The following is a 22,480-nucleotide window of genomic DNA, read 5'->3' as shown; positions in this document are numbered from 1 at the left end:
ATCAACTCCCGCAGTTCTTCTTCTGTCTCTTCATCGATTCCCGCTTCTGTCATCAGGCTTTTGAAAAATTCCACGTGTCCGATGCTGATCTGGAAATCTTTAAGCCCTGCATTTCGCAGTGTCTCAATGACCAGTGTAATAATCTCCGCATCTGCGTCTACACTGTCGTCTCCGATAAATTCTGCTCCCAGCTGGGTTGTTTCTTTTAAACGGCCCTGGTAACTTGAATTATTAATAAAGGTATTACCCATATAACATAGGCGGATGGAAAGATCTTCTTCCGTAAAATACTTCGCCGCTGCCCTGGCAATAGAAGGGGTGAAATCGGGGCGCAGCACCAGTGTGTTTCCTTCCCGGTCAAAAAATTTATACAGATCCTTGGATGGAATGGTTCCCACATCCTGACCAAATACATCAAAATATTCAAAGGTAGGCGTTTCAATATCCCGATAGCCATAGGATTTCAGGACTTTATGCAGTTTGTCCTGTAAAGTAAGTTTCTTTTCACATTCTGCATTGTAAATATCCCTGACACCTTCCGGCGTATGTAATAATCGTTGATTCATTTTTCTCTCCTCTTTCTGAAAATCAAATTTCATTTCACTTTATCACATTAACGTGATAATTCACTACTATATAAAATTATTTTTCATTATAATAGATGTATGAAAAAATGTCAATCCCTCATATCTAAATCCTTTTGCAGTGCATCTAAGTAAGGAACCAGAATACCGCCTTTACTTTCCAGCTTAAATTCCTGTGGCAGTTCTTCATAGCGGAAGCTTTTTCTGCCCCCCTCTTCTGCCCTTTTCCAGAAAAATTTTACCCGTTCAAAAGGCAGATAAAATATTTCATTTTTTTTGGAATAGTAAATAATCAAAAAAGAAATTCCGCCCTGCTGCTCAAATGTCCCCATAAACTGAACCTGATGTTCATGAATATTCTGCAGTGCAAACGTATCCGCATTACACTCCTTTGCATCAAAGCAAACAGGGATTCCCTGTACCGCGCCTATATAATCAACGGTACTTTTCTGTTCAAAATATGCCAGCGTTATATGCCGGTTTTCTTTATCAATTCGGATGGGGGTAATGGGAGTAGGGATTTTCTGAATCAATGCAAGCCCCTTTTCCTGATACTGTTCGTTGGAACGGTTAATTAAGTCTTCCAGTGTGGACCCCCGAAGCCCTCTTGAATTCCATGTTGCCATCTGGATATTCCTTTCTGTTTTTCACCTTCTGTTTATGTTACTTTTTACTTACTTCACTATATGTATTATTGCTTTCTATTTATGTTTCTTTCTTTTTTTCAATATTTGTTTTATTACTTTCTATTTTTGTCTTCTAATCGTAATACTTTTTACGCCCTAGTTTATTTTACTCCAAAATTGACGCATCTTCAAGCACATTGAAAAAGCTATGCCGATTATTCACATAAAAAAAGCAGTCAATCGTAATCAATCAACTGCCAGAATTACATCCTGCATTTACATCAAATACTTTTCCAAATACATTCTCAAAAATAGGAGGGACTTTCGCCGTAAATTCTCTTCCGGAGAGGTATTCCAGATCCCCTTTTATTTGCGGCATTACCAGCTGGTAAGAATGCAGCATTTGATATTTCACCCCATAGGACGCTTCATATTTCAGGTTAACTTTCCGGTTTCCGTATTTGGAGTCGCCGATAATGGGATGCCCGATGGATGCCAGGTGGGCACGGATCTGATGGGACCTGCCTGTGATCAGCCAGACTTTTAATAAAGTAACCCCATTTTTTCTTTCCAGAGGCGTATACCGGGTGTGTATGGGCAATGCACCCTCTGTGTACTCCCGGCTGATCTGCACCTTATTATGCTTCTCATCTTTGGTGAGCCAGCCATCGATGGTTTGCTCACCCGCTACTTCTCCGGATACCAGACAGAGGTAATATTTGTGCAGGCTCCTGTCCTTGAACACCTCCGCCATAGTCTGAAGCCCAGTCAGGGATTTCCCAGCTACGATCAAACCACTTGTATTGCGGTCTAAACGGTTGCAGACTGCCGGGCGGAAAGTCCTAAGCTCTTCACTGGTAATCTGATTGGATTCCAGCAGGTAGGCGAGCATTTCTTCATTTATAGAAATATCACTGCTCTTTGCCTTTTGGGAAAGCATATTTGCCGGTTTGTTCAATAGGAGAATGTGCTTGTCTTCATAGATTACCTGTAGTTTTCTGCTCTTATTTATTTTTGGAATATCTTCATTTTTCTTTGAAAATTTATCAAAGGTTTCATCGGAAAGAAAAAACCGTATTTCATCATGAAGTGCGGTCTTTTCATTTCCATTGGCTTTTTTGTCATTCAGCGTGATATTTTTTTTGCGAAGCATTTTATAGACGAAGCTTTTGGGTGCTTCACTTAAATATTTTGCCAGCAGCTTGTCCAGACGCTGCCCTGCCTCATTTTCATTTACAATCACTAATTTCATCTCTTTACCCTTTTCATCTTTCCCAGCTAAGCTGCTTTTTCTTAAAGAGAAATCGCCAGGATCACGTGCTTCATCAGTTCACTTCTGCTAAGATCCGGATAATCTTCGCTGGGCGTAAAACTTCCTTCTGCTTCCAGTTCGTCCTTTCGCTGGTAAAGCATATCAACCCTTTCCAGATAGCGTTTTAAATCGGTGAATATCTTCACATTGGACTTATAGCCGTTGCCTTTCAGGATCTCCTTAATATGCTTTTCCGCAAAGGAAGGATCCACCTTTGCGCTGCTGGTAAAACCGATCACATTTGTACCGCATATAACCAGACTGTCAATAGGCGTATTCTTCTCATATGCAGTCACGGTCAGTTCATAGGCGCATACCAGATCTTTAACATGGGACTGAATCTCCCGGTAATGTTCTTCGCTTATAGGTTTCTGCATCAGCATCATTACCATACCCACGGCAGAACGGCTGGCCGGAAGGCATCCCATAACTGCCACAAAGGTAAACATATTCAGTCTTGTACCTGTCTGAATCAAACCGGTGACAAATATCACAACCGGAATCAAGAACAGAATAAATGTAATCAGCCCCCGCTTTTTCTTCTGGGAAAGAATATAACCCCTTTTTCCCTTTGAAACTTTCTTCATGCGTAATCTCCTCATATTTCTACTTATTTTTCTGCAGTTATTTATGCCCGGACAGAGGGTAATTCACTATTTCTTTTTATGCACATTCCGGATCGTTTTCTTTTTTACCGGCTTTTTCTTATCTCTTCCACTTCCGGAAGGCGTACCGTTTTTTATCCCGCCTTTTCCGCCGTTTTTATCCCATGTCTGCCTGCTATACTGGCCGGATGTACCGGAAGATGTTTTACTATCTCCCCTGAGCGGACGAATCAGGCATTTTTTATCAAAACCAATCAAGTCTGTCCGATGAGCTTTTGTCAGTGCCTCCGCTACCAGCTCCAGATTTTTGGGATTCCGGTATTGGATCAGCGCACGCTGCATTGCCTTTTCATGGGGATTATTGGGAACGTAAACCGGCTCCATGGTTCTTGGATCCACCCCTGTATAGTACATACAGGTAGAAATCGTAGACGGTGTGGGATAAAAGTCCTGCACCTGTTCCGGCATATAGCCCAGATCCCGGAGATATTCCGCAAGTGCCACGGCTTCCTTTAACGTAGATCCCGGATGGGATGACATCAGATAAGGCACCAGGAACTGATTTTTCCCGCATTTCGTATTCAGATCTTTATATTTATGCACGAATTTTTCGTAAACACTGCGCTCCGGCTTGCCCATCTTACTGAGTACCTTATCCGCAATATGCTCCGGGGCTACTTTTAGCTGTCCGCTTACATGATGCTCTACCAATTCTTTAAAAAAGGAATCATTCTGATCATAAATCAAATAGTCAAAACGGATCCCCGACCGGATAAATACCTTCTTCACATTTGGCAGATCCCGCAGTTTCCGAAGCAGGGACAGATAATCACTGTGGTCTACTTTCAGATTTTTACAAGGCGTGGGGAACAGACATTGTTTTTTCGGACATGCCCCTTTCTCCAGCTGTTTGTCACATGCAGGCTGCCGGAAATTGGCAGTAGGTCCCCCCACATCATGAATATACCCTTTAAAATCTTTCTCCCAGATGAACTGATTTGCCTCAGCCAGAATGGATTCATGACTTCTGGTCTGGATGATCCTTCCCTGGTGGAAAGTCAGTGCACAGAAGCTGCATCCCCCAAAACATCCACGATTGCTTACCAGACTGTATTTTACTTCTTCTATTGCCGGAATCCCGCCCTTATCATCATAGGAAGGATGCCAGGTCCTCATATATCCCAGGGAATAGACCCGGTCCATTTCTGACTGGCTTAAAGGCTTTGCCGGCGGGTTCTGCACTATATGCCATCCGTCTTTATAGCTTTCTACCAGACGTTTCCCGGAAAATGGATCGGTGTTGCAATATTGAATATAAAAACTTTTTGCATAATTTAACTTGTCCGCCTTCAGTTCTTCAAAAGCCGGAAGTGTAATTGCATCATAAACAATGGATAAATCCCTGGTTTTAAAGACAGTTCCTTCAATAAAGGTCAGATCTTTCATCTCGATTCCGCTGTTAAGGGCATCCGCGATCTCTACAATAGAGCGTTCTCCCATGCCGTAAGAAATCAGATCAGCCCCTGAATCCAACAGAATAGAGCGCTTCAATGCATTTGCCCAGTAATCATAGTGTGCCATCCTGCGCAGGCTGGCTTCAATACCGCCAATGATAACCGGCACGTGTTTATACGTCTGACGAATGAGATTACAATAGACGATTGTGGCATTGTCAGGACGTTTCCCCATCTCCCCGCCGGGACTGAATGCATCTGTTTTCCTGCGTTTCTTGGATACCGAATAATGGTTCACCATTGAATCCATATTTCCGGCGGAGACAAGGAATCCAAGCCTTGGCTCACCAAGTGCCATAATACTTTCTTTGTCCTTCCAGTCCGGCTGGGCAATAATGCCCACTTTATATCCATTCGCCTCCAGCATACGGCTGATTACCGCATGGGCAAAGGACGGATGATCCACATAGGCATCCCCTGTTATATATACAAAATCCAGCTGGGCTATGCCGCGAGCCTTCATATCTTCCCTGTTAACGGGCAAAAACTCCTTACTCATTCGTTCTCCTGTCCGCCTGCTGTCTGCAGGCTTATATCTATCGCAAATGTTCATAAGTATGATTCAAAACCTCATGATAATCCGAAATATAATAATCTGCAAGTGCCTTCTTTTTCTGAATCTGCCCCATGGAGAAGGCATCTTCCACCGCACATACTTTCATGCCGGCGTTCTTGCCCGCCAGAATGCCCATACTGATGTCTTCAAAAACCAGACATTCAGCCGGCGCAACCCGCAGGTCCGCACTTACCTTCAGATAAATGTCCGGGGATGGTTTCCCCTTCGCCACTTCACATGCTGTCCGTACTGCATCAATCCTTCCGTCCAGATGCTGTGCATGCATCACTGCCTCCACAAGTCCCCTGCCATTGCTGGTTGCAATTCCGGTTTTAATGCTGCGTTTTCTCAGTTCATCCAGAAATTCTGACGCACCTGGCTTAAGCTGCACTTCATTGGCATACTTGTCATACGCCATCTCCATCCAGTCCTTTTTGATCTCTTCTGTGGTTTTCGGAAGAAAAAATGCGGTCCTGAAATAGTCAGCGGTCTCTGTAAAACTCATTCCTTCAATCGCCTCATGAAGCCCTTTTGGCACCTGAATCTGAAACCTGTTCAGATATTCAATATCAATCTCTGGCCACATCCACATGGAATCTGCCAGAGTTCCGTCTAAGTCAAATATCACCGCTTTGATTCCTTCTAACATCCGCTTCCTCCGATCCTTTCTATTTCCTCTCTGGTTAAAGGGCGGTATTCGCCCTTCTTAAGATTTTCATCCAGGCTGATTGCACCCATAGACAGGCGTTTTAAATACACCACCTGCTTATCCACTGCCTCAAACATCCTTTTCACCTGGTGAAACCTGCCTTCCCGTATAGTCAGGCATACTTCCGATATTTCTCCGCTTTTTAAGATCTCAAGCTCTGCCGGCAAGGTGGGCTTTTCTTCCCCGATATCCACGCCCTGCAAAAAAGTCTGCCGGTCTGTTTCGGTAACCTTGCCTTCCACTTTTGCAAAATAAGTCTTATTCACGTGTTTTCTCGGGGAAAGCAGTTCATGGGCAAGGGCACCGTCATTCGTAATTAACAGCAGCCCTTCTGTATCTTTATCCAACCTGCCCACTGGGAATAGTTCTTCCTTTTTCCCGGAAGATATAAAATCCATTACCGTCTGATGCAGGTTGTCCTGTGTAGCTGTCACACAGCCTGCAGGCTTATGAAACATATAATATTCATATTTCTGGTAGGTCAGTGATTTCTGTCCAACACATACCTCATCTCCATCCGCATCCAGCTTCGTCTCAGGCTTTTTCACAACTTCTCCATTGACCGTCACCAACCCTTTGCGGATCTGGTTCTTTACCTCTGTCCTGGTTCCCGCTCCTGCGTTTGCCAGGTATTTATCTAATCTTATCAGACTCATTTACTGTATTCTCCATCCGGGGTAGTATTTATTCTTAAGCGAGCCACCCGCTGCTTTGGCAAATCCCAGCGGATATCCGTCCACACAGACCAGAATCCAGCCTTTTAACCCATTTGCCTCGTCATCCTCAAGTTCAATTGTTTCACCCTTTAAATATTTCACTGCCCGTTCATCGCTGCTGGAAAAAGAGATGCTGTATTTTGCCTGTTCTCTTTTCAGACTCATTGCCAGTGCCTGGCTTGGCTCAAAACGTTTTTTCTTTATTTCACCCAGATATAATCCGGTGCGTAAAAAACGCAGTCCACGGATATTACCAAGGGCTTCCGGTATGGCATATACCCGGTTGTCATAGACGGTAATCGTCCTGCCTGTCAAATCCATTTTCAGATACTGGTCAAAAAATTCCTGACACTCCTTAGGCAGCACCTGTTTTTTCTTTTTCTGCTTCGCTGCTTCCCAGGCTGAAGAGAATTTGCCATTCTTTTTTAAAAGAGCTGCAAAGTGCCCCTCTCCAGCCATTTTATGGGGCCAGATCCGCACGCAGTTCTCTAATTGCTTATTTCCATCAGCTGCCCCTGGAATGCCTTTCCCGAATCCCTCATAGCCTTTCATGGGTATCACTTCAAAATCCGGTCTTTCCCTCAGAAGAGAAGCAATGGAACATTCATCCTCCAGCGCAGAAAAAGTACAGGTAGAATATAGCAATAATCCTCCCGGCTTTAACAGATCGGCTGCCGTCAGCAGTATTTCCTTTTGGATCTCAGCATAATATTCCGGTCCGTGCTCCAGCCAGCTCTTTATCATAGCCGGGTCTTTACGAAACATCCCTTCCCCGGAACAGGGTGCATCAATTAAAATTTTATCAAAAAATTCTCTAAAATAAGGCAGAAGCTTCTGTGGCGTTTCGCTGGTAACCAAAATATCTGGTATCCCAAATAATTCCAGATTCTTCAAAAGCCCTTTTGCCCTGGAATTGCTGATATCATTGGCAACCAGCACTCCGGTACCCCTTAATTTTGCCCCCAGCTCCGTTGCTTTTCCACCGGGTGCTGCGCAGAGATCCAGCACACAGTCCCCTTCTGTAACAGGAAGCCTGTCTGCGGGTATCATAGCACTTGGTTCCTGCACATAGTATAACCCCGCATGGTAATGGGGATGCTTCGTAACGGACTGCGAGTCCTCATAAAAGAATCCATTTTCCACCCAGGGTATTGGTTTTAATGAAAAAGGTGTCAGCTTCAGAAATTCATCCACTGTTATCTTGCTTGTATTCACCCGGAGTCCATGAACCCGGTCCTGCCCCGCGCTGTTTAAATAAGCTTCATATTCCACTGCTCCCAGCAGTTCCTTCATGGAATCCGCAAATTCCTGTGGTAAATTCATCGATTGCTCCTTTTCAAAGAGAGTGTGCACACTCTTATATATGTATTTTATTTTCCGTTGAGTATCAGCATCCTGCACGCTGCAAAATATCCGTCACACTCAATGGTTTTTTCAAACACGTTCCAGTGACTGGGCGCGGTATCCTTCTGCAATAATATCCAGCTGCTTGTGGAAACGTTCCAGCTGTTCGATATCGTTCAGTTCATAGATACGGTAAAATTCGTCCTGAATCTTAATAATTTCTCTCTTATTTGCCAGATGGTACAGATTCTGTATGTTATTCAAGATGTCAGACACCAGGTTCGCCTGGATCTGGAACGAATTCTGTGCATCCATGATCTCACTTCGTACAGAGGACATCTCATTGTCCAGTACGATAATCGCATCTGCCGCTTTGCTTAATTTCATCCGGATATGCTCCGGAATATTGCGCTTATATTTATACTGCAGTGAATGCTCGATTGTAGACCAGAAATTCATTGCCAGTGTCCGGATCTGTATCTCAACCTGAATCCTTTTACTGCCGGCAAGGGTCTGGACTTCATAATAGACGATCATATGATAGCTGCGGTAACCGCTGGATTTCATATTGGTGATGTAATCCTTCTCACTCTTGACCGACATATCGGTTCGGTTTCGGATAATCTCCACTACTTTTTCAATATCCTCCACAAACTGGCAGATAATGCGTACGCCTGCTATATCATCTAATTTTTCTTCTATCTCATTCAGCGGTATTCTCTTTTTCTGTGCCTTCTCCAATATGCTGGATATGGCTTTTACCCGCCCCATAACCTGTTCTATCGGTGAATACTTTCCCCTGGCCCGATGCTCTCTGATCAGATGCTCAAACTTCACGGTCAGCTCATTCACTGCTAATTCATATGGATCCAGTATTTCTCTCCATAATTGTATTTCCATATACCTGATTCTCCTCTTAACTATAATAATTCCCCTTAATATTTTAGTATATCGTAACAGTTCAGACAAGCTGCCCTGTTACTGCAAAAATCCATTTATAATCGCTTGTGCGATGGGATTTTGCACTCCTGAATCACTTTCTCACGGGATGTGCAGTAAATGCGCATACCTATTTGAATTGTTACAGTATATCATACTTCATATGCATATTTCAACTTTCGATCTTCTAAATAACGAAGAACCCAGTAGGGGTTAACACTGACTTCTTCCTTCCTTGCTGTTTTAATATAGATGCCAAAATGCAGATGCACGTCAAAATTCCCCGTGGTACCTTCTATTTTACTATACCCGGTATCTCCCATATATCCCAGAAGTTCTCCTGCCTGAACCTCATCACCCTTTTTTAAAATCCCCGCATAAGAACTCAGATGAGCATAGTAGAAATATCCGCCGTGTTCCGAACGTATACCGATACGCCATCCGCCTTTTTCCAGCCATCCAACCTGTTCTACAACACCATTTGATACACTGACCACGGGATATTTGCCTCTGACATTTTCTTGTGGGAAAATATCCGTTCCTTCATGCCCACGCTTGCCGCCGTAATTACGCTCCAGCATCCAGGAGTCCTCAAAGGAAGTCTGGGATTCTTTCTCACTGGTACTGTCCGGCACTGGATAATACATGACGTCCTCCCAAATGGCGGCATAACTTTGCTGGATTTCCTGCAGCGCATGTAAATTATATGCCTGAAAATACGTACGCCACAGATAATAATCGGATGGGGTAAGCAAAGAGGTTTTCACATTTTCTAGTTCAAATTGATATTTGGGCATCCATACAGACAGCAGATCATAGACCGGCACATCTTCCGATTTACTGATTTCCATCAGCCGCCTGTAATTATCCTCTCCAATTTTTTGGCTGCGAAATCCCATTGTCTCGTTGGACTGAAACGTTAGATTGAATATTTTTCCCTGGGTATGTAAATAATCGATGCATCCATAACAAAAAATGCCCACCAGAAGAATTACAAAGATATTTCGAAGAAGCTTTATTTTACTCATATTTTGGACGCACAGGCTTTCTATTCTCCTGATTAATATATGCGTAAAATATCCGATTTAGAATCAAAAATTGACATTTTTTCAGGAATGAATCTCTCCAGGGACTTCATATACTATAAAAAACATATTCGCGCTGTCTGGCGTAAATAACGAGATATAATAAAAAACAATGTATCTGCATTCAATCGTGCAGACAATTATATATTGTTATTTATGCCAGATAGTCACAGGTACAGCATCTATGAAAAAAATGCTCTATGGCCTGGTCATTACGACCGCACTGATCTTTCTCTATCTCTGCCCGGCAGACGGCTTTGACGCCTCTCTCGCCGGACTGCTCCTCTGGTTCCAGACATTGGTACCTACCCTGCTGCCTCTGATGATCCTCTCCAACCTGATTATAGGTCTTGGACTGATCGAACCGCTGATGTTTCTGTTTGCTCCCATCTTTCGATTTCTGTTCGGCGTAGGTACAAACGGAAGCTATGCACTCACTGTTGGATTCTTCTGCGGATACCCCATGGGTGCCAAGGTCATTGCAGATCTCACCAATGAAAAACAGATAACCCTTTCAGAAGCACAATATCTTTTAGGATTTTGCAACAATGTAAGCCCGATGTTTATTATCAATTTCCTTGTATTGGAACATCTGCATAAGGAAGAACTGATTATTCCCACCATTGTAATCATATATGGTGCTCCATTACTCTATGGATTGTTTTCCGGAATAAAATGCAGAAAACAATTCCGGGAATCCACTTCTTTACATACAAATACAGCACCTACCACGACATTGAATTTTGGACTGGTAGATGCCTGTATTATGAACGGTATAATAAATATCACAAAACTGGGGGGATACATTATGCTCTTTGCAATTCTGGCAAAAATCGTATTATATCTGCCCATCTCGAATGCAGTCATAAAAGCTTTCCTGGTCGGCATCATGGAAGTGACCAATGGGATCCATACCATATCTATGGAAAATGCATCCTTTACCATCCAATACCTGCTTTTAATTGCAATTTGTTCTTTTGGCGGATTATCTTCAATTGCCCAGACAGAAAGCATGATACACGAAAGCGGTCTTCGCCTTTCCAAATATGTAATATCAAAGCTCATTATTACTGTCATCGCCCTTGCACTTGCCGCATGTTATCTGCTGTAAAAAAGGTTTCATCCAAAAATTTAACGAAACACTTTATTCTGCAGCTTCGCCTTCGCCGCTCTCTTCCATAGCTGTTGCAACGTAGTTATTCGGAACAGACTGCGGAGACAGTTCGCTGCGGTTTTTATTTACAATATCATAACAAGACTGAATGGAATTCAGGAAGGTATTGTATTTCGCACCTGCCGTATCAATTGTATGGCTCATAATTTTTTCTAAGTTTTCCAGCATTTCATCCGTATATTGAATCGCACTCATACGAATACTGTTTGCATCATTTGTTGCATTGTCCAGAATTTCCTGTGCCTGGCGGTTGGTATGCTCTAAAAGCGCATTGGACTGTGCCACTGCCTGCTGCATGATTTCATCCTGGCTGATCATCTGCTGCTGCTGTGAAGTAGCATCTGCAAGCATACTGTCCGCTTTTGCCTGGGCATCTGCCAGTATGGCATCCTTATTGCTGATAATCTTCTGGTATCTCTTTATCTCATCCGGAGTCTTCATACGAAGTTCTCTAAGTAATTCTTCCAGTTCTTCTTTATTTACAACAATTTTAGTAGAAGACAAAGGCTGAAATTTACAACTGTCTACATACTCTTCAATTTCTTCAATAATTTGTTCGATTCTGCTGCTCATTATAATCTCTCCTTATTATTCTTTCTTTCCCATATTTTATTATAAATTCTATCAACTACGACCGGTGGAACAAATTTTGAAATATCTCCGCCATAAGCGGCTACTTCCTTCACAGTTGTCGAACTCAAATAAGCATATTCCAAACTTGTTGTAAGAAATATAGTATCGATATCCTGATCCATAATACGGTTCGTCTGCGCCATCTGCAGTTCATAGTCAAAGTCTGTTATCGCCCTAAGTCCCCTTACGATAAACTTTGCATCACATTTTTTTACAAAATCTATGGACAGTCCCGTAAATGATTCAATACGGATATTCGTTATGTCTTTTGTCGCTTCAAGTAATATATTAACACGTTCCTCTACAGAAAACAACGGGGTTTTTGTATTATTATTCAAAACTCCTACGATCAGCTCGTCCACTAATGCTGCCGAACGTGCCATTACATCCAGATGTCCAAACGTCACCGGATCAAAACTTCCCGGATATACTGCTCTTCTCATGCTAATCTCCCTTCGGCCCGCTTTATGAAGACATGGGCGTTTGTCTTATATTCTTTATACTTTTCCATTCTGTAACCAATACTTTCCAGATATGAAAAATCTGTCTCTTTGGATGCTTCCACGATAATCATGGTATCTTCCGTAATACAGGAAGAATCTGCAAATGCCTCCAGGACACGTCTTTCCCACTCCAGATTATAGGGGGGATCCATAAACACAAGATCAAATGGTTCCTGCCCTTCTAACTTATGTATTGCACTTATGGCATCACAGGGCATTACCTGCGCCCGTTCATTCAGCTTTGTAAATTTGAGATTCTCTTTAATACACTCCACAGCCTGGCGGTTGTTTTCTGCAAATGCAGCGAAGGACGCACCACGGCTTAACGCCTCAATCCCAATTGCCCCGCTTCCGCTGAACAAATCCAAAAACCTGCAGTCATACATATCATTTTGCAGCATATTAAACAAAGTCTCTTTTATCCTGTCTGTCGTTGGCCTGGTATCAAGTCCAGGTACTGTTTTCAAAGGCAGGCGTTTCGCCGTCCCTGCTACTACTCTCATAGAATCTTCCTACCTTTATTGTAATGTTATTCCGTACTATTATAGTTGTTTTTTGGTGTTCATGTCAATTACTTTTGTTGACATTTATGGTAGAATTAAGAAAAATCAGTAACAGTTCAGACAGATCTGCGCATTTACTGCGCTGATCGTGCGAATACCTGGAGCATATAGACATCCATCTCTTCGCCGAAGGCGGATTTCAATGGGCTGGTTGTGTAACAGTTCATGCCGACTGAACTGTTACACAAATCACCAGATAATTGTACAGTCACTGGAGAAAGAGGTGAAATTTGACAAAAATGACAGAAGATATCAAATCTGTTAAAATTCCCCCATAATAACCTTATAAGAGCGTGTTTCAAATATCTGCAATCAGTATACACGCTTATCACAAAGAAAAACGCATAAATAGATCAAATAATTTTGAAACACGCTCTTATTCATTTCATTTAGTTAAAAAGTCCCGCCCCTTGCATGCGGGAACAAAAAGAACCGGAATTAATTTAAATAATGTTCCAGATCTCCTGTTACAATAAAGGAAACCCATTCTGCTATATTGGTAGAGTGGTCCGCCATACGTTCCACATATTTTACAATAAGCAGGTAATCCGTATATGCTTTGATCGCTTCCGGATTGTGTTTCATTGCCACGCAGAGCTCATCTTTGATCTGGAAGAAATAATCATCCACAGTATCGTCCATGGCGATAATTTTTTCAATAGGCCACACATCTTCTTTTACAAAACACTGGATGGTCATATTTACCATCTTCTTCATGACACCTATCATCTCAGTTATCCCTGCCGGCATGGGCACCGGATCTTCTTTTGCCAGTTCAATAATGTATTCTGAAATATCACTGCAATGGTCTGCAATACGCTCGATATCTGCTATCAGACGCATAATGGATGTCACTCTTCTAAGGTCTGTGGCTACCGGCTGCTGCTTTGCCACAATACGGATACATGCTCTCTCTGTCTCCCGTTCCAGACAGTCCATTTCATCATCCTGCTCCATAATTTCCTTTGCAAGCTCCGCATCCGTTTCCGTAAGTGCTTTGATGACTTTGTTAATCAGGACTTCTAAAAGCAGCCCCATTTTTTCTACATTCAGCGTAATATCATCTAATTCCGCTATATAAGATTTTCTGGTTGTCATAAAACTGTTCCCCTTTCTGCCTCTATCAACCGAAACGGCCTGTGATATATTCTTCGGTTTTTTTCTCTTTTGGATTGTTGAATATCTGTATCGTATCACCATATTCTACCACATCACCAGTCAGGAAGAAAGCAGTTTTATCAGAAATACGGCTGGCCTGCTGCATATTGTGGGTAACGATCACGATCGTATACTTTTCTTTTAGCTCAACAGCCAGATCTTCTATTTTCAAGGTGGAAATCGGGTCCAGCGCACTGGTCGGCTCATCCATCAGAATAACTTCCGGTTCAACGGCAAGTGCTCTGGCAATACAGATACGCTGCTGCTGTCCCCCGGACATCCCCAGGGCGTTTTTCTTTAATCTGTCTTTTACTTCATCCCAGATCGCCGCCTGCTTTAAGCTGCGCTCTACGATTTCATCCAATTCCTGTTTCTTTTTTATCCCGTGGATCCTGGGGCCATATGCAACGTTATCATAGATACTCATTGGAAATGGATTTGGCTGCTGGAAGACCATGCCTACCCGCTGACGCAGTTTGATTACGTCTATATCGCCGTAAATATCCACATCATCCAGATATATCTTGCCTTCCACTTTTACCCCTTCAATCAAATCATTCATGCGGTTGATTGTTTTCAAAAAAGTAGACTTTCCACATCCGGAAGGACCTATAAAAGCAACAATTTCATTTTTTGGTATATTCATATTAATCTTATTCAAAGCTTTAAAGTCCCCGTAATAAAGATTCAGATCCTCGACACGAAATTTAGGATTTTCTATCGGATTCATAATGCCTACTCTCCTTTTTTACTCAGAAGTTTTTTTGTAACCATTTTTGATGCAAAGTTTAGAACAATGATGATCACCAGCAGTACAATACCAATTGCACATGCCGTAGTTAAATCATTTTCTTCTTTCATCAGGGTATACATTTTAATCGTTAAGGTAGCGCCGCTTGCTGAATTTCCAAAGAGTGCACCCGGAATCTGTGCAACGGTACCTGCTGTTAACAGAAGTGCTGCCGACTCTCCTACAATACGTCCGATACTAAGCAATACGGCAACTAATATTCCTGGCAGTGCATTTGGCAGAACCACCTTGGACACCGTCTGCAGCCTGGTTGCACCCAGTCCTAAGGAAGATTCCCGATAAGTTCTGGGGATGGCTTTTAATGCCTCTTCAGTAGTGGTGATTATCGTAGGAAGCAGTATAATACTAAGGGTCAACGCACCTGCCAGCAGGGAATACTGCAGTCCGCATATTTTTACAAAAAACAACGAACCGAACAAACCATAAATAATGGATGGAATACCAGCAAGGTTTTCGATGGCAAAATGAATCGTTCTCATCAGCTTACCGGGTTTCGCATATTCGATCAGATAAACAGCCGATAAAATTCCGATTGGTGCTGCAATCAATAATGATAAACCAATCATATATAGTGTTGTTACCAGCATTGGACGGATACCACCACCAGGTCTTACCACTTTTATCTTTAAATTGGTATCTTTTAAGCCCGCAATCTGATTTTTTAATTCCGTAAGGGACTTCTTTACGGAATCGGGGTTTTTGGGATCTGTCTCTTTTACCATAGAATCCACACTGATGCTTCCGATCTTGGAAATAATATCTTTCTTTTCAACGGGATAAGCTTCTTTCTTGGGATTTAAAGCATCCTTCAGCGGAGAAGTCTTATCCATTTCACTGATATATACCTTTTTATCTTCGTTTATATTCAGCGTAATTCCAAGGGAGGGAATATATCCTTCCTGTCCGTTATCCGGCATATCTGAAGCTGCCTGTGACGTTACATAAGTAGTTTTGTCCTCATAATTCCTGGTCAGGAAATTTAAGTTGATTCCCGGCAGTCCTTTTACCACAATAAATCCAATGATAACAACAAGTATAAACACCGTAAATCCGGCAGAACCATAGATCAGGCCTTTTACAATGGAATCTTTCGTTTTCCTGCTCATGATTTTTCACCTGCCTTGCGTGTAATTTTTAATAAGGTTAAATTAACAATCATAATAAAGATAAATAAGATAACACCGGTTGCAAAGAGCATTTCCTGCTGTCTACCGGATGCATAGCTCATCTCCATGGCTATATTCGTCGTTAGCGGACGCACCATGGACCAGATACTGTCCGGCAGGCCCTGTGTGGGATTACCCGCTATCATCATAACAGCCATCGTCTCTCCGATTGCACGTCCAACACCCAAAACGGTAGCCGAAAGAATACCTGATTTTGCTGCCGGAAGTACTGCTTTAAAAATCGTCTGCACTTTGGATGCCCCTAAACCAAGGGATGCTTCCCGGTATGATTTCGGTACTGATTTTATGGCACTTTCTGATAGGGAAACAATAGTCGGTAATATCATAATTGTTAATACAATGATTACTGCCAGCAATGACTGCCCCTGGACCTGGGGGGATATCTCCTTAATAATCGGAACGATTACACCCAGACCAAAAGCACCGTATAGAACAGAAGGAATGCCAGCAAGTAGTTCAACCGCTGGCCTGATTACCTTTACAGCTCCTTTTGGTGCTATTTCAGCAATAAAAACTGCTGTGAGGACACCAATCGGCACACCGATTACAATTGCTCCTGCTGTAGCCAATACAGAAGCTACAATCATATAGAAGACTCCGTACACGTTTTGTCCGGGAGCCCATCTGGTTCCGGTGATGAAATCGATAAAACTGTAGCTGTCAGGACCAAAAAATGGCCGTAATCCTTTGTAAAAAACAAATACTATAATTGCTATTACCGAAATAACTCCCACCAGGGCACAGAGCAAGAAGATTCCTTCTACTACTTTTTCAAATACGTCTCTCTTTACATTTCGGTTCATATTTTCCTCCAGGTCCGCAATCTACTGCGGGTTAAATTTATGCAGCCTGACGCATTTTTGTAAATGTTTATCGCAAGATGCAGGTCCCGCTCCGGGTAATCTTACCGCAAAGCGGGACGCTTTTCTTATATTAATTTTACAGATGTGATGCGGTGTTCCCCATTAGTCTACGCGGATACCGCCATGGTTATCTACAGCCGCCTGTCCTTCTTCAGAGATGGCAAATTCTAAGAATGCTTTACCTGCATCTGTTACTTTGTCATCATAGTAGCAGAAAAGGAATGGTCTGCTCAGTGGATATTCTCCGGATTTTGCTAATTCAGCAGTTGGCTCAACGCCTGCCACTGTAAGAGATTTTACTGTGTCATCGATGAAAGAGAAGGATACATAACCAATTGCATTTTCATTTCCGGCAACTGCTGCCTGTACAGGACCATTTCCTTCAGATACAGATGCATTTCCGGAAAGTCCGCCTGCATCTTCCAGTTTGATTAACTCTTCAAATGCACTTCTTGTTCCTGAACTTTCTTCACGTGATACTACGAAGATATCTTCATCATTTCCGCCAACCTCTTTCCAGTTTGTGATTTTACCGGAGTAGATATCTGCCAGCTGCTCTTCTGTAATGTCTTTTACTGCTTCATTTGCAGGGTTTACAATAATTGCAATTCCATCATAAGCGAAAACTTCTGTCTTTAATGCGTCTTCTTTTTCTTCATCCTTTATTTCTCTGGATGCAGCACCGATATTGTTTGTTCCAGATTTTGTATCGGTAATACCTGCTGAGGAACCGCTGCCTGTGTACTCGATGGTTACGTCAGGATTCTGCGCTTCAAACTCATCTTTCATATCGTTTAAGATCTTTTCTACGGAAGTAGATCCTGTAATTACTATATTTCCACTGATATCTCCTGCGGGAGCTTCGCTTCCGTCTGCACTTGCTGACTCGGATGAAGCTGCTTCTGTTGTTGCTGCCTGTGTGTCACCAGCCCCTGCTTCTGTAGCTGCTGATGTACTTGGTGAGGATTCTGTGGTTCCTGTATTGCTTCCGCAAGCAACCAGTCCTAATGTCATAATACCAACTACCGCCATTGCGATTAATTTCTTCATAATTTTTTCCTCCAAAACTTTTCTAATTTGTTCTTACAAGAAAGTATTCTAATAGATGCGTATAAAGATTATATATTGTATATGTAAAGTTTATGTAAAATCAGAAATTATACTTATAAAAACAAAAAATGCTTTTTTTTGACAGCGGTAAAATCAGTAAAGTTAAAAACCCCGCTTCGAGCAGCGGGGTTTTTAACCCTCGCGGCAGTCACCAAATGGACGCGCCAGCGTGTCCGTTTGGCTCGTTGCTCGCGGGAATCATATTTTACGAATAAAAAAAGCCGTTTTATCAAGAAATTTCTTGAAAAACAGCTGTTTTATTATATTTGACTTATAAATGAATGGTAATTTCGGTTCCATCATCCGGTGTACTGTGGACTTCGATATATCCTCCCTGATATTCTACTACGTGCTTTACAATTGATAGTCCTAATCCTGTACCGCCTGTCTGTTTGGAATGGCTTTTATCAATTCTGTAAAATCTTTCAAATATGCGCTCCTGGTATTTGCTGGGAATGCCGATTCCGGTATCGGACACTTTAATTACCGGATGCTGGTCCTCTTCATAGATGGAAATTGTTACCTTTCCTCCCTGTCTGTTATACTTAATGCCATTTTCGCAAAGATTATAAATCAGATCCAGCATCATCGCGCGCACAGCCACCAATTTAACCGGAGATCCTTCCAGATGCAGGGTTACCATATTCCGTTCTGCTACCGGCAGTAAACGTTCTATAATTTCCGATGAGATTTCATACAGATCCACAAGTTCTTTTGTGGTACGGGCATCTTTTTCATCCAGGCGGCTTATTTTAATAATATCCTCCACCAGAGAAATGAGGCGCGCTGCCTCCTTATAGATTTTACCTGCAAACTGGGGAATATCCTGAGGCTGAACCATACCGTTCTGCATCAGTTCCGCATATCCGGAAATAGATGTGAGCGGCGTTTTCAATTCATGGGATACATTGGCTGAAAATTCCCGTCGCATTTTTTCGGCCTTGTATTTCTCCGTAATATCCAGAACAAAGAGGACCGCACCCTGAATGCTTCCTTCCTGGATTACCGGATTTCCAAAAAATTGAATGGTAGTTTCATCCAGTTTTAAGATCTCGCTGTGGGTTTCCCCCTTCATTGACTTTTCCACTGTATTCTGAAGCTGCTGGCTGCGGTTAAAGAGTGAAATATTCTTCCCGATATAGTGCATGCTTGGTGCACCCAGTATATTTTTACAGCTCTGGTTAATGAATACAATTCTGGATTCTTTATCCAGCAAAATTAAACCTTCATTCATATTGGTGGTGATGGTATTAAATTTTTCCTTTTGCTCAATAAGGTCCGCCATCTGATCCTTAATCTGGTAATTCTGTTTTTCTATTCTGTTCAGCAATGGAAATAACTCATTAAAGGATACCTTCTGGGTTGGATGCTGCAAGTCTATATTGTTAATATTGGAAATAATTCCATTTGCCAGTTTGGTGGCAATCAGGAAGGAACCCAGTAAAATAATCAGTGAGATCACACATGCTGCCGGCAGAACTTTCATAAATGTAGGAATCAGCCCGTCAATCGTCCCTGAGACACGCAGAAAGCTGCCTGACGACAATTTTATTGCATAATAATAAGTATGCTGCCTGAGTGTATCTGATGTTCTTTTTGATATACCGGTTCCATTTTTAGATGCATCTATAATTTCGGGGCGTTCCAGGTGGTTTTCCATCTTGCTGGCATCTGCCTGACTGTCGTATATAACCTTTCCATCCGCATCGATATAGGTGATTCTGGATGGTGTCTGTGCCTCAATATCATCCAAAAAAGAAACAGGGTCCGCCAGGCCTTCATAGGCCTTGGCGATGTACACTGCTTCTGTCTTTAATTCGTTTTTTAATTGCTGCTGCATGTTATAATTAAAAAAAAGTACAAATGCAGCCGTTATGAAAATTACAGTTAAAATCCCCAGTCCGAAAACATTTTTATAGATTTTCTTTTTCATTCTTTGTTTCCCATTTTATAGCCTACCCCGCGGACGGTTTCGATCATATTACCGCTGGCACCTAATTTCTGCCTGAGCGATCCGATATGAACATCAACGGTACGGCTTTCCCCTTCGTAATCATAGTTCCAGATTACTTCCAGTATTTTATCCCTGGAAAGTACAATCCCCTGGTTTTTCATCAAATACGTAAGAAGTTCAAATTCTTTGTAGGTCAGGATCACCTCTTTGCCACTGACTGTTACTTCGTGCTTCTGGATATCCAGACGAATATCCCCAAGCACCATCATATCGGTAGATATACTCTTCTGGCTTCTGCGCAGGACTGCTTTGATTCTGGAGATCAGCTCCATGACACCAAAAGGCTTCGTCACATAGTCATCTGCTCCCACGTCCAGCCCCTTGACCTTATCGTATTCCGTGGATTTTGCCGTCAGCATAATGACCGGTATATCCTTATATTCATTTTTAGCGCGCAATTTTTTTAGAATGCTGATGCCGTCTTCATCCGGCAGCATAATATCCAGCAAAATCAAATCCGGGCTCCCATCCTTCAGACCTTTGTAAAACTCTGCAGCATTCTCAAAACCAATCGCTTCATACCCGGAAGTTTTCAGGGCATACGCTACTAATTCTCTGATATTCATATCATCTTCTACACAATAAATCATCTGACTCATAAACTTATCAAACCTCCAAATGTCTGTTTACAGGCTCTTGTACTGATCTGCTGTCGTTTGCAGCGTGTTTAATGTTCACTCATTACGTACCCTGCCAGATTATAGGCATGATCCGAAATTCTTTCCAGATTGCTGATAATATCCAGGAAGATAACTCCGTTAGTTGGATTGCACAGCTGTTTGGAAAGCCGTTCGATATGGGTTTCACGCAGCTCTTCTTCCATATTATCGACCATATCTTCATAGGTTACTACTTTCGTAGCAGCATCAATGCTTTCTTCTTCCCTTGCTTTCATGGCATAAATGAAAGAGTTGGTAACCAGTTCCATGATCTCGCTCAGTTCTTTCCCTGCTTCGTCGGAGAACTGAATATCGTCCTTCGCCTTGTTTTCCGCCAGTTCTGCGATATTCTCCGTATGGTCACCCACACGCTCAATGTCACTTACGGAATAAAACAGATTGTTTATAATGGTATGCTGGTCTTCATTTAAAGAAAGATTGCTGATTTTTACCAGATATTCGGTAATCATCTTCTCCATGCTGTTAATGGTTTTTTCCGTTTTATAGACAGCCTCTATTTTTTCCATATCATTATGAAGTACTGCATCAAATGCATTCTGCATATTTGCCTGGGCAATTCTTCCCATATGAACAACTTCCAGAATCGCATTCTCAACTGCAAAGGTAGGTGTTTCTAAAATACGGTCATCTAAATGACGCAGTGTAATTACTTCGTCTGATTCGCTTCCTTCCAGAACTTCGCCTCCCTTATCCGGAACAATAAGACCTGACAACTGAACCAGTTTGTTCGCAAATGGGAACAGTATAATCGTACAGATAATATTAAATACCGTGTGGAAAATAGAAATTCCAACACTACCGATTCCTGCCGCCGCAAACACCGGATTCAGCTGGAAGATTCCAAACATCGCCGCTCCGAATATAACCGCTCCGATCATATTGAAAGATAAGTGGATGATAGCTGCACGCTTTGCATTTCTGGGTGCCCCGATACTGGATAAAAGTGCAGTAAAGCAAGAACCTATATTAGAACCAAGACTTATGTATATTGCTGAGCTTGCCGTAACTACACCGCCGGTTGCCGCCAGTGTCTGAAGAATACCTACAGATGCGGAAGAACTCTGCATAATTCCGGTAACCAAAGCACCGATTGCAATTCCAAGGAAAGGGTTGCTTCCGAACAATGCAAATGCTTTTGTAAAGATAGGCAGTTCTGTATAGGAAGAAGCAGCATTTTTCATGAAATCAAGTCCAATGAACAATAATCCAAGACCGATAATGATTTCACCAATTGTTTTCTTTTTCTGCTTTTTGGAAAACATAATAAAGAATGCTCCAATTCCAACTAACAGGGGTGCATAAAGTGATGGCGAAACAGCTTTGAAACTATCCCCAAGCTGTCCTAATGATACGATCCAGGATGTGATACAGGTACCAATATTCGCACCCATGATTACGCCTACAGCCTGTCCCAGATTCATTATGCCTGCATTTACAAATCCAACCACCATAACGGTAGTTGCACCACTGCTTTGAATGATTGCTGTGATCAAGGCTCCAACCAGAATTGCCATTACCCGGTTGTTCGTCAGAACTCCCAGCAGCTCCCTCATTTTGTTACCGGTTGATTTCTGGATTCCATCCGACATGCTGTGCATGCCGTAAAGGAACATACCAAGGCCTCCGCAAAACATAAACAAATTCTGTACGTCATTAATTGACATCTGATAATCCTCCTAATTAAACCAAATCTTTTTCATAATTATAGAAATTCACGTAACAGTTCAGACAGGTATGCGCATTTACTGCGCATACCGTGAGAAAGTGATTCAGGAGTGCAAAAATCCCATCGCG

General features: G+C 42.3%; 22 protein-coding genes. 1 reads left to right on the top strand and 21 read right to left on the bottom strand.

Annotation, left to right across the window (positions count from 1 at the left end; all coding sequences use genetic code 11):
* The 10 genes from ACH2DQ_RS16275 to ACH2DQ_RS16230 form a co-directional block, all read right to left on the bottom strand.
* A partial coding sequence (locus ACH2DQ_RS16275) for an ATP phosphoribosyltransferase regulatory subunit (RefSeq protein ID WP_395027437.1) occupies positions 1 to 566 on the bottom strand: 566 nt, incomplete at its 3' end.
* 110 nt (positions 567 to 676) lie between these two features.
* Positions 677 to 1,210: a Holliday junction resolvase RecU gene (locus tag ACH2DQ_RS16270; protein ID WP_394911201.1), complete on the bottom strand. Its 534-nt coding sequence runs from the start codon at positions 1,208 to 1,210 to the stop codon at positions 677 to 679.
* Between the two features lie 250 nt (positions 1,211 to 1,460).
* The gene (locus tag ACH2DQ_RS16265) at positions 1,461 to 2,462 is read right to left on the bottom strand and encodes an RluA family pseudouridine synthase (protein WP_394911200.1); all 1,002 of its coding nucleotides are present in this window, start codon (positions 2,460 to 2,462) and stop codon (positions 1,461 to 1,463) included.
* A gap of 41 nt (positions 2,463 to 2,503) precedes the next feature.
* Positions 2,504 to 3,109, bottom strand: coding sequence for a hypothetical protein (locus ACH2DQ_RS16260; RefSeq protein WP_394911199.1), 606 nt, complete (start codon positions 3,107 to 3,109; stop codon positions 2,504 to 2,506).
* A 66-nt stretch (positions 3,110 to 3,175) separates the two neighbouring features.
* Positions 3,176 to 5,140, bottom strand: a complete 1,965-nt coding sequence (locus tag ACH2DQ_RS16255) for a YgiQ family radical SAM protein (RefSeq protein WP_394911198.1) — start codon at positions 5,138 to 5,140, stop codon at positions 3,176 to 3,178.
* A 37-nt stretch (positions 5,141 to 5,177) separates the two neighbouring features.
* Positions 5,178 to 5,846, bottom strand: a complete 669-nt coding sequence (locus ACH2DQ_RS16250) for an HAD family hydrolase (protein WP_394911197.1) — start codon at positions 5,844 to 5,846, stop codon at positions 5,178 to 5,180.
* Positions 5,840 to 6,562 carry a pseudouridine synthase gene (locus tag ACH2DQ_RS16245; RefSeq protein WP_394911196.1) on the bottom strand — a complete coding sequence of 241 codons (723 nt, stop codon included), beginning with the start codon at positions 6,560 to 6,562 and terminating at the stop codon, positions 5,840 to 5,842. Before ACH2DQ_RS16245 ends, ACH2DQ_RS16250 begins: the two co-directional genes overlap by 7 nt.
* Positions 6,563 to 7,945 carry an RsmF rRNA methyltransferase first C-terminal domain-containing protein gene (locus ACH2DQ_RS16240; RefSeq protein ID WP_394911195.1) on the bottom strand — a complete coding sequence of 461 codons (1,383 nt, stop codon included), beginning with the start codon at positions 7,943 to 7,945 and terminating at the stop codon, positions 6,563 to 6,565.
* Between the two features lie 111 nt (positions 7,946 to 8,056).
* Complete coding sequence (locus ACH2DQ_RS16235; protein WP_394911194.1) at positions 8,057 to 8,866, bottom strand: GTP pyrophosphokinase family protein; 810 nt, start codon at positions 8,864 to 8,866, stop codon at positions 8,057 to 8,059.
* A 191-nt stretch (positions 8,867 to 9,057) separates the two neighbouring features.
* Positions 9,058 to 9,933, bottom strand: coding sequence for a M23 family metallopeptidase (locus tag ACH2DQ_RS16230; RefSeq protein ID WP_394911193.1), 876 nt, complete (start codon positions 9,931 to 9,933; stop codon positions 9,058 to 9,060).
* Positions 9,934 to 10,174: 241 nt separating this feature from the next.
* Between ACH2DQ_RS16230 and ACH2DQ_RS16225 the strand changes: the two genes are divergently transcribed.
* Positions 10,175 to 11,101 (top strand): transporter, encoded by a 927-nt coding sequence (locus ACH2DQ_RS16225; protein ID WP_394911192.1) that lies wholly within the window; start codon positions 10,175 to 10,177, stop codon positions 11,099 to 11,101.
* Positions 11,102 to 11,134: 33 nt separating this feature from the next.
* Here ACH2DQ_RS16225 and ACH2DQ_RS16220 read toward each other — a convergent pair whose 3' ends face one another.
* The 11 genes from ACH2DQ_RS16220 to ACH2DQ_RS16170 all read right to left on the bottom strand — a co-directional run bounded on the left by ACH2DQ_RS16220 (position 11,135) and on the right by ACH2DQ_RS16170 (position 22,350).
* Positions 11,135 to 11,737, bottom strand: a complete 603-nt coding sequence (locus ACH2DQ_RS16220) for an ATPase (protein WP_027294000.1) — start codon at positions 11,735 to 11,737, stop codon at positions 11,135 to 11,137.
* The gene (coaD, locus tag ACH2DQ_RS16215; protein WP_027293999.1) at positions 11,737 to 12,240 is read right to left on the bottom strand and encodes a pantetheine-phosphate adenylyltransferase; all 504 of its coding nucleotides are present in this window, start codon (positions 12,238 to 12,240) and stop codon (positions 11,737 to 11,739) included. The genes ACH2DQ_RS16220 and coaD overlap by 1 nt, the downstream gene beginning before the upstream one ends.
* Entirely contained in the window at positions 12,237 to 12,803 is a 567-nt protein-coding gene (rsmD, locus tag ACH2DQ_RS16210; protein ID WP_394911191.1) for a 16S rRNA (guanine(966)-N(2))-methyltransferase RsmD, read from the bottom strand. The genes coaD and rsmD overlap by 4 nt, the downstream gene beginning before the upstream one ends.
* Before the next feature lie 498 nt (positions 12,804 to 13,301).
* Positions 13,302 to 13,961 carry a phosphate signaling complex protein PhoU gene (gene phoU / locus ACH2DQ_RS16205; RefSeq protein ID WP_394911190.1) on the bottom strand — a complete coding sequence of 220 codons (660 nt, stop codon included), beginning with the start codon at positions 13,959 to 13,961 and terminating at the stop codon, positions 13,302 to 13,304.
* A gap of 25 nt (positions 13,962 to 13,986) precedes the next feature.
* Entirely contained in the window at positions 13,987 to 14,751 is a 765-nt protein-coding gene (gene pstB / locus ACH2DQ_RS16200) for a phosphate ABC transporter ATP-binding protein PstB (protein WP_394911189.1), read from the bottom strand.
* A 5-nt stretch (positions 14,752 to 14,756) separates the two neighbouring features.
* Positions 14,757 to 15,938 (bottom strand): phosphate ABC transporter permease PstA, encoded by a 1,182-nt coding sequence (gene pstA / locus ACH2DQ_RS16195; RefSeq protein ID WP_394911188.1) that lies wholly within the window; start codon positions 15,936 to 15,938, stop codon positions 14,757 to 14,759.
* Positions 15,935 to 16,822, bottom strand: a complete 888-nt coding sequence (gene pstC / locus ACH2DQ_RS16190) for a phosphate ABC transporter permease subunit PstC (protein WP_394911187.1) — start codon at positions 16,820 to 16,822, stop codon at positions 15,935 to 15,937. The genes pstA and pstC overlap by 4 nt, the downstream gene beginning before the upstream one ends.
* A 162-nt stretch (positions 16,823 to 16,984) precedes the next feature.
* A complete protein-coding gene (locus ACH2DQ_RS16185) occupies positions 16,985 to 17,932 on the bottom strand; it encodes a phosphate ABC transporter substrate-binding protein (RefSeq protein ID WP_394911186.1) in 948 nt (315 codons plus the stop codon).
* 331 nt (positions 17,933 to 18,263) lie between these two features.
* Positions 18,264 to 19,925, bottom strand: a complete 1,662-nt coding sequence (locus ACH2DQ_RS16180) for an ATP-binding protein (protein ID WP_394911185.1) — start codon at positions 19,923 to 19,925, stop codon at positions 18,264 to 18,266.
* Positions 19,922 to 20,596 carry a winged helix-turn-helix domain-containing protein gene (locus tag ACH2DQ_RS16175; RefSeq protein WP_394911450.1) on the bottom strand — a complete coding sequence of 225 codons (675 nt, stop codon included), beginning with the start codon at positions 20,594 to 20,596 and terminating at the stop codon, positions 19,922 to 19,924. Before ACH2DQ_RS16175 ends, ACH2DQ_RS16180 begins: the two co-directional genes overlap by 4 nt.
* Before the next feature lie 77 nt (positions 20,597 to 20,673).
* The gene (locus ACH2DQ_RS16170; RefSeq protein WP_394911184.1) at positions 20,674 to 22,350 is read right to left on the bottom strand and encodes a Na/Pi cotransporter family protein; all 1,677 of its coding nucleotides are present in this window, start codon (positions 22,348 to 22,350) and stop codon (positions 20,674 to 20,676) included.
* Positions 22,351 to 22,480 lie beyond the last annotated feature (130 nt).

Source organism: Robinsoniella sp., from assembly GCF_034124845.1.
The sequence above is the reverse complement of the archived record's forward strand: the minus strand, read 5'-3'. Positions and strand labels throughout refer to the sequence as shown.

Coding starts and splice junctions, on each gene's coding strand:
- rsmD (WP_394911191.1), bottom strand. CDS start 12,803: ATGAGAGTAGTAGCAGGGACGGCGAAACGCCTGCCTTTGAAAACAGTA.
- ACH2DQ_RS16250 (WP_394911197.1), bottom strand. CDS start 5,846: ATGTTAGAAGGAATCAAAGCGGTGATATTTGACTTAGACGGAACTCTG.
- pstA (WP_394911188.1), bottom strand. CDS start 15,938: ATGAGCAGGAAAACGAAAGATTCCATTGTAAAAGGCCTGATCTATGGT.
- ACH2DQ_RS16240 (WP_394911195.1), bottom strand. CDS start 7,945: ATGAATTTACCACAGGAATTTGCGGATTCCATGAAGGAACTGCTGGGA.
- phoU (WP_394911190.1), bottom strand. CDS start 13,961: ATGACAACCAGAAAATCTTATATAGCGGAATTAGATGATATTACGCTG.
- ACH2DQ_RS16175 (WP_394911450.1), bottom strand. CDS start 20,596: ATGATTTATTGTGTAGAAGATGATATGAATATCAGAGAATTAGTAGCG.
- coaD (WP_027293999.1), bottom strand. CDS start 12,240: ATGAGAAGAGCAGTATATCCGGGAAGTTTTGATCCGGTGACGTTTGGA.
- ACH2DQ_RS16225 (WP_394911192.1), top strand. CDS start 10,175: ATGAAAAAAATGCTCTATGGCCTGGTCATTACGACCGCACTGATCTTT.
- pstC (WP_394911187.1), bottom strand. CDS start 16,822: ATGAACCGAAATGTAAAGAGAGACGTATTTGAAAAAGTAGTAGAAGGA.
- ACH2DQ_RS16230 (WP_394911193.1), bottom strand. CDS start 9,933: ATGAGTAAAATAAAGCTTCTTCGAAATATCTTTGTAATTCTTCTGGTG.
- ACH2DQ_RS16270 (WP_394911201.1), bottom strand. CDS start 1,210: ATGGCAACATGGAATTCAAGAGGGCTTCGGGGGTCCACACTGGAAGAC.
- ACH2DQ_RS16220 (WP_027294000.1), bottom strand. CDS start 11,737: ATGAGCAGCAGAATCGAACAAATTATTGAAGAAATTGAAGAGTATGTA.
- pstB (WP_394911189.1), bottom strand. CDS start 14,751: ATGAATCCGATAGAAAATCCTAAATTTCGTGTCGAGGATCTGAATCTT.
- ACH2DQ_RS16245 (WP_394911196.1), bottom strand. CDS start 6,562: ATGAGTCTGATAAGATTAGATAAATACCTGGCAAACGCAGGAGCGGGA.
- ACH2DQ_RS16170 (WP_394911184.1), bottom strand. CDS start 22,350: ATGTCAATTAATGACGTACAGAATTTGTTTATGTTTTGCGGAGGCCTT.
- ACH2DQ_RS16185 (WP_394911186.1), bottom strand. CDS start 17,932: ATGAAGAAATTAATCGCAATGGCGGTAGTTGGTATTATGACATTAGGA.
- ACH2DQ_RS16255 (WP_394911198.1), bottom strand. CDS start 5,140: ATGAGTAAGGAGTTTTTGCCCGTTAACAGGGAAGATATGAAGGCTCGC.
- ACH2DQ_RS16180 (WP_394911185.1), bottom strand. CDS start 19,925: ATGAAAAAGAAAATCTATAAAAATGTTTTCGGACTGGGGATTTTAACT.
- ACH2DQ_RS16235 (WP_394911194.1), bottom strand. CDS start 8,866: ATGGAAATACAATTATGGAGAGAAATACTGGATCCATATGAATTAGCA.
- ACH2DQ_RS16265 (WP_394911200.1), bottom strand. CDS start 2,462: ATGAAATTAGTGATTGTAAATGAAAATGAGGCAGGGCAGCGTCTGGAC.
- ACH2DQ_RS16260 (WP_394911199.1), bottom strand. CDS start 3,109: ATGAAGAAAGTTTCAAAGGGAAAAAGGGGTTATATTCTTTCCCAGAAG.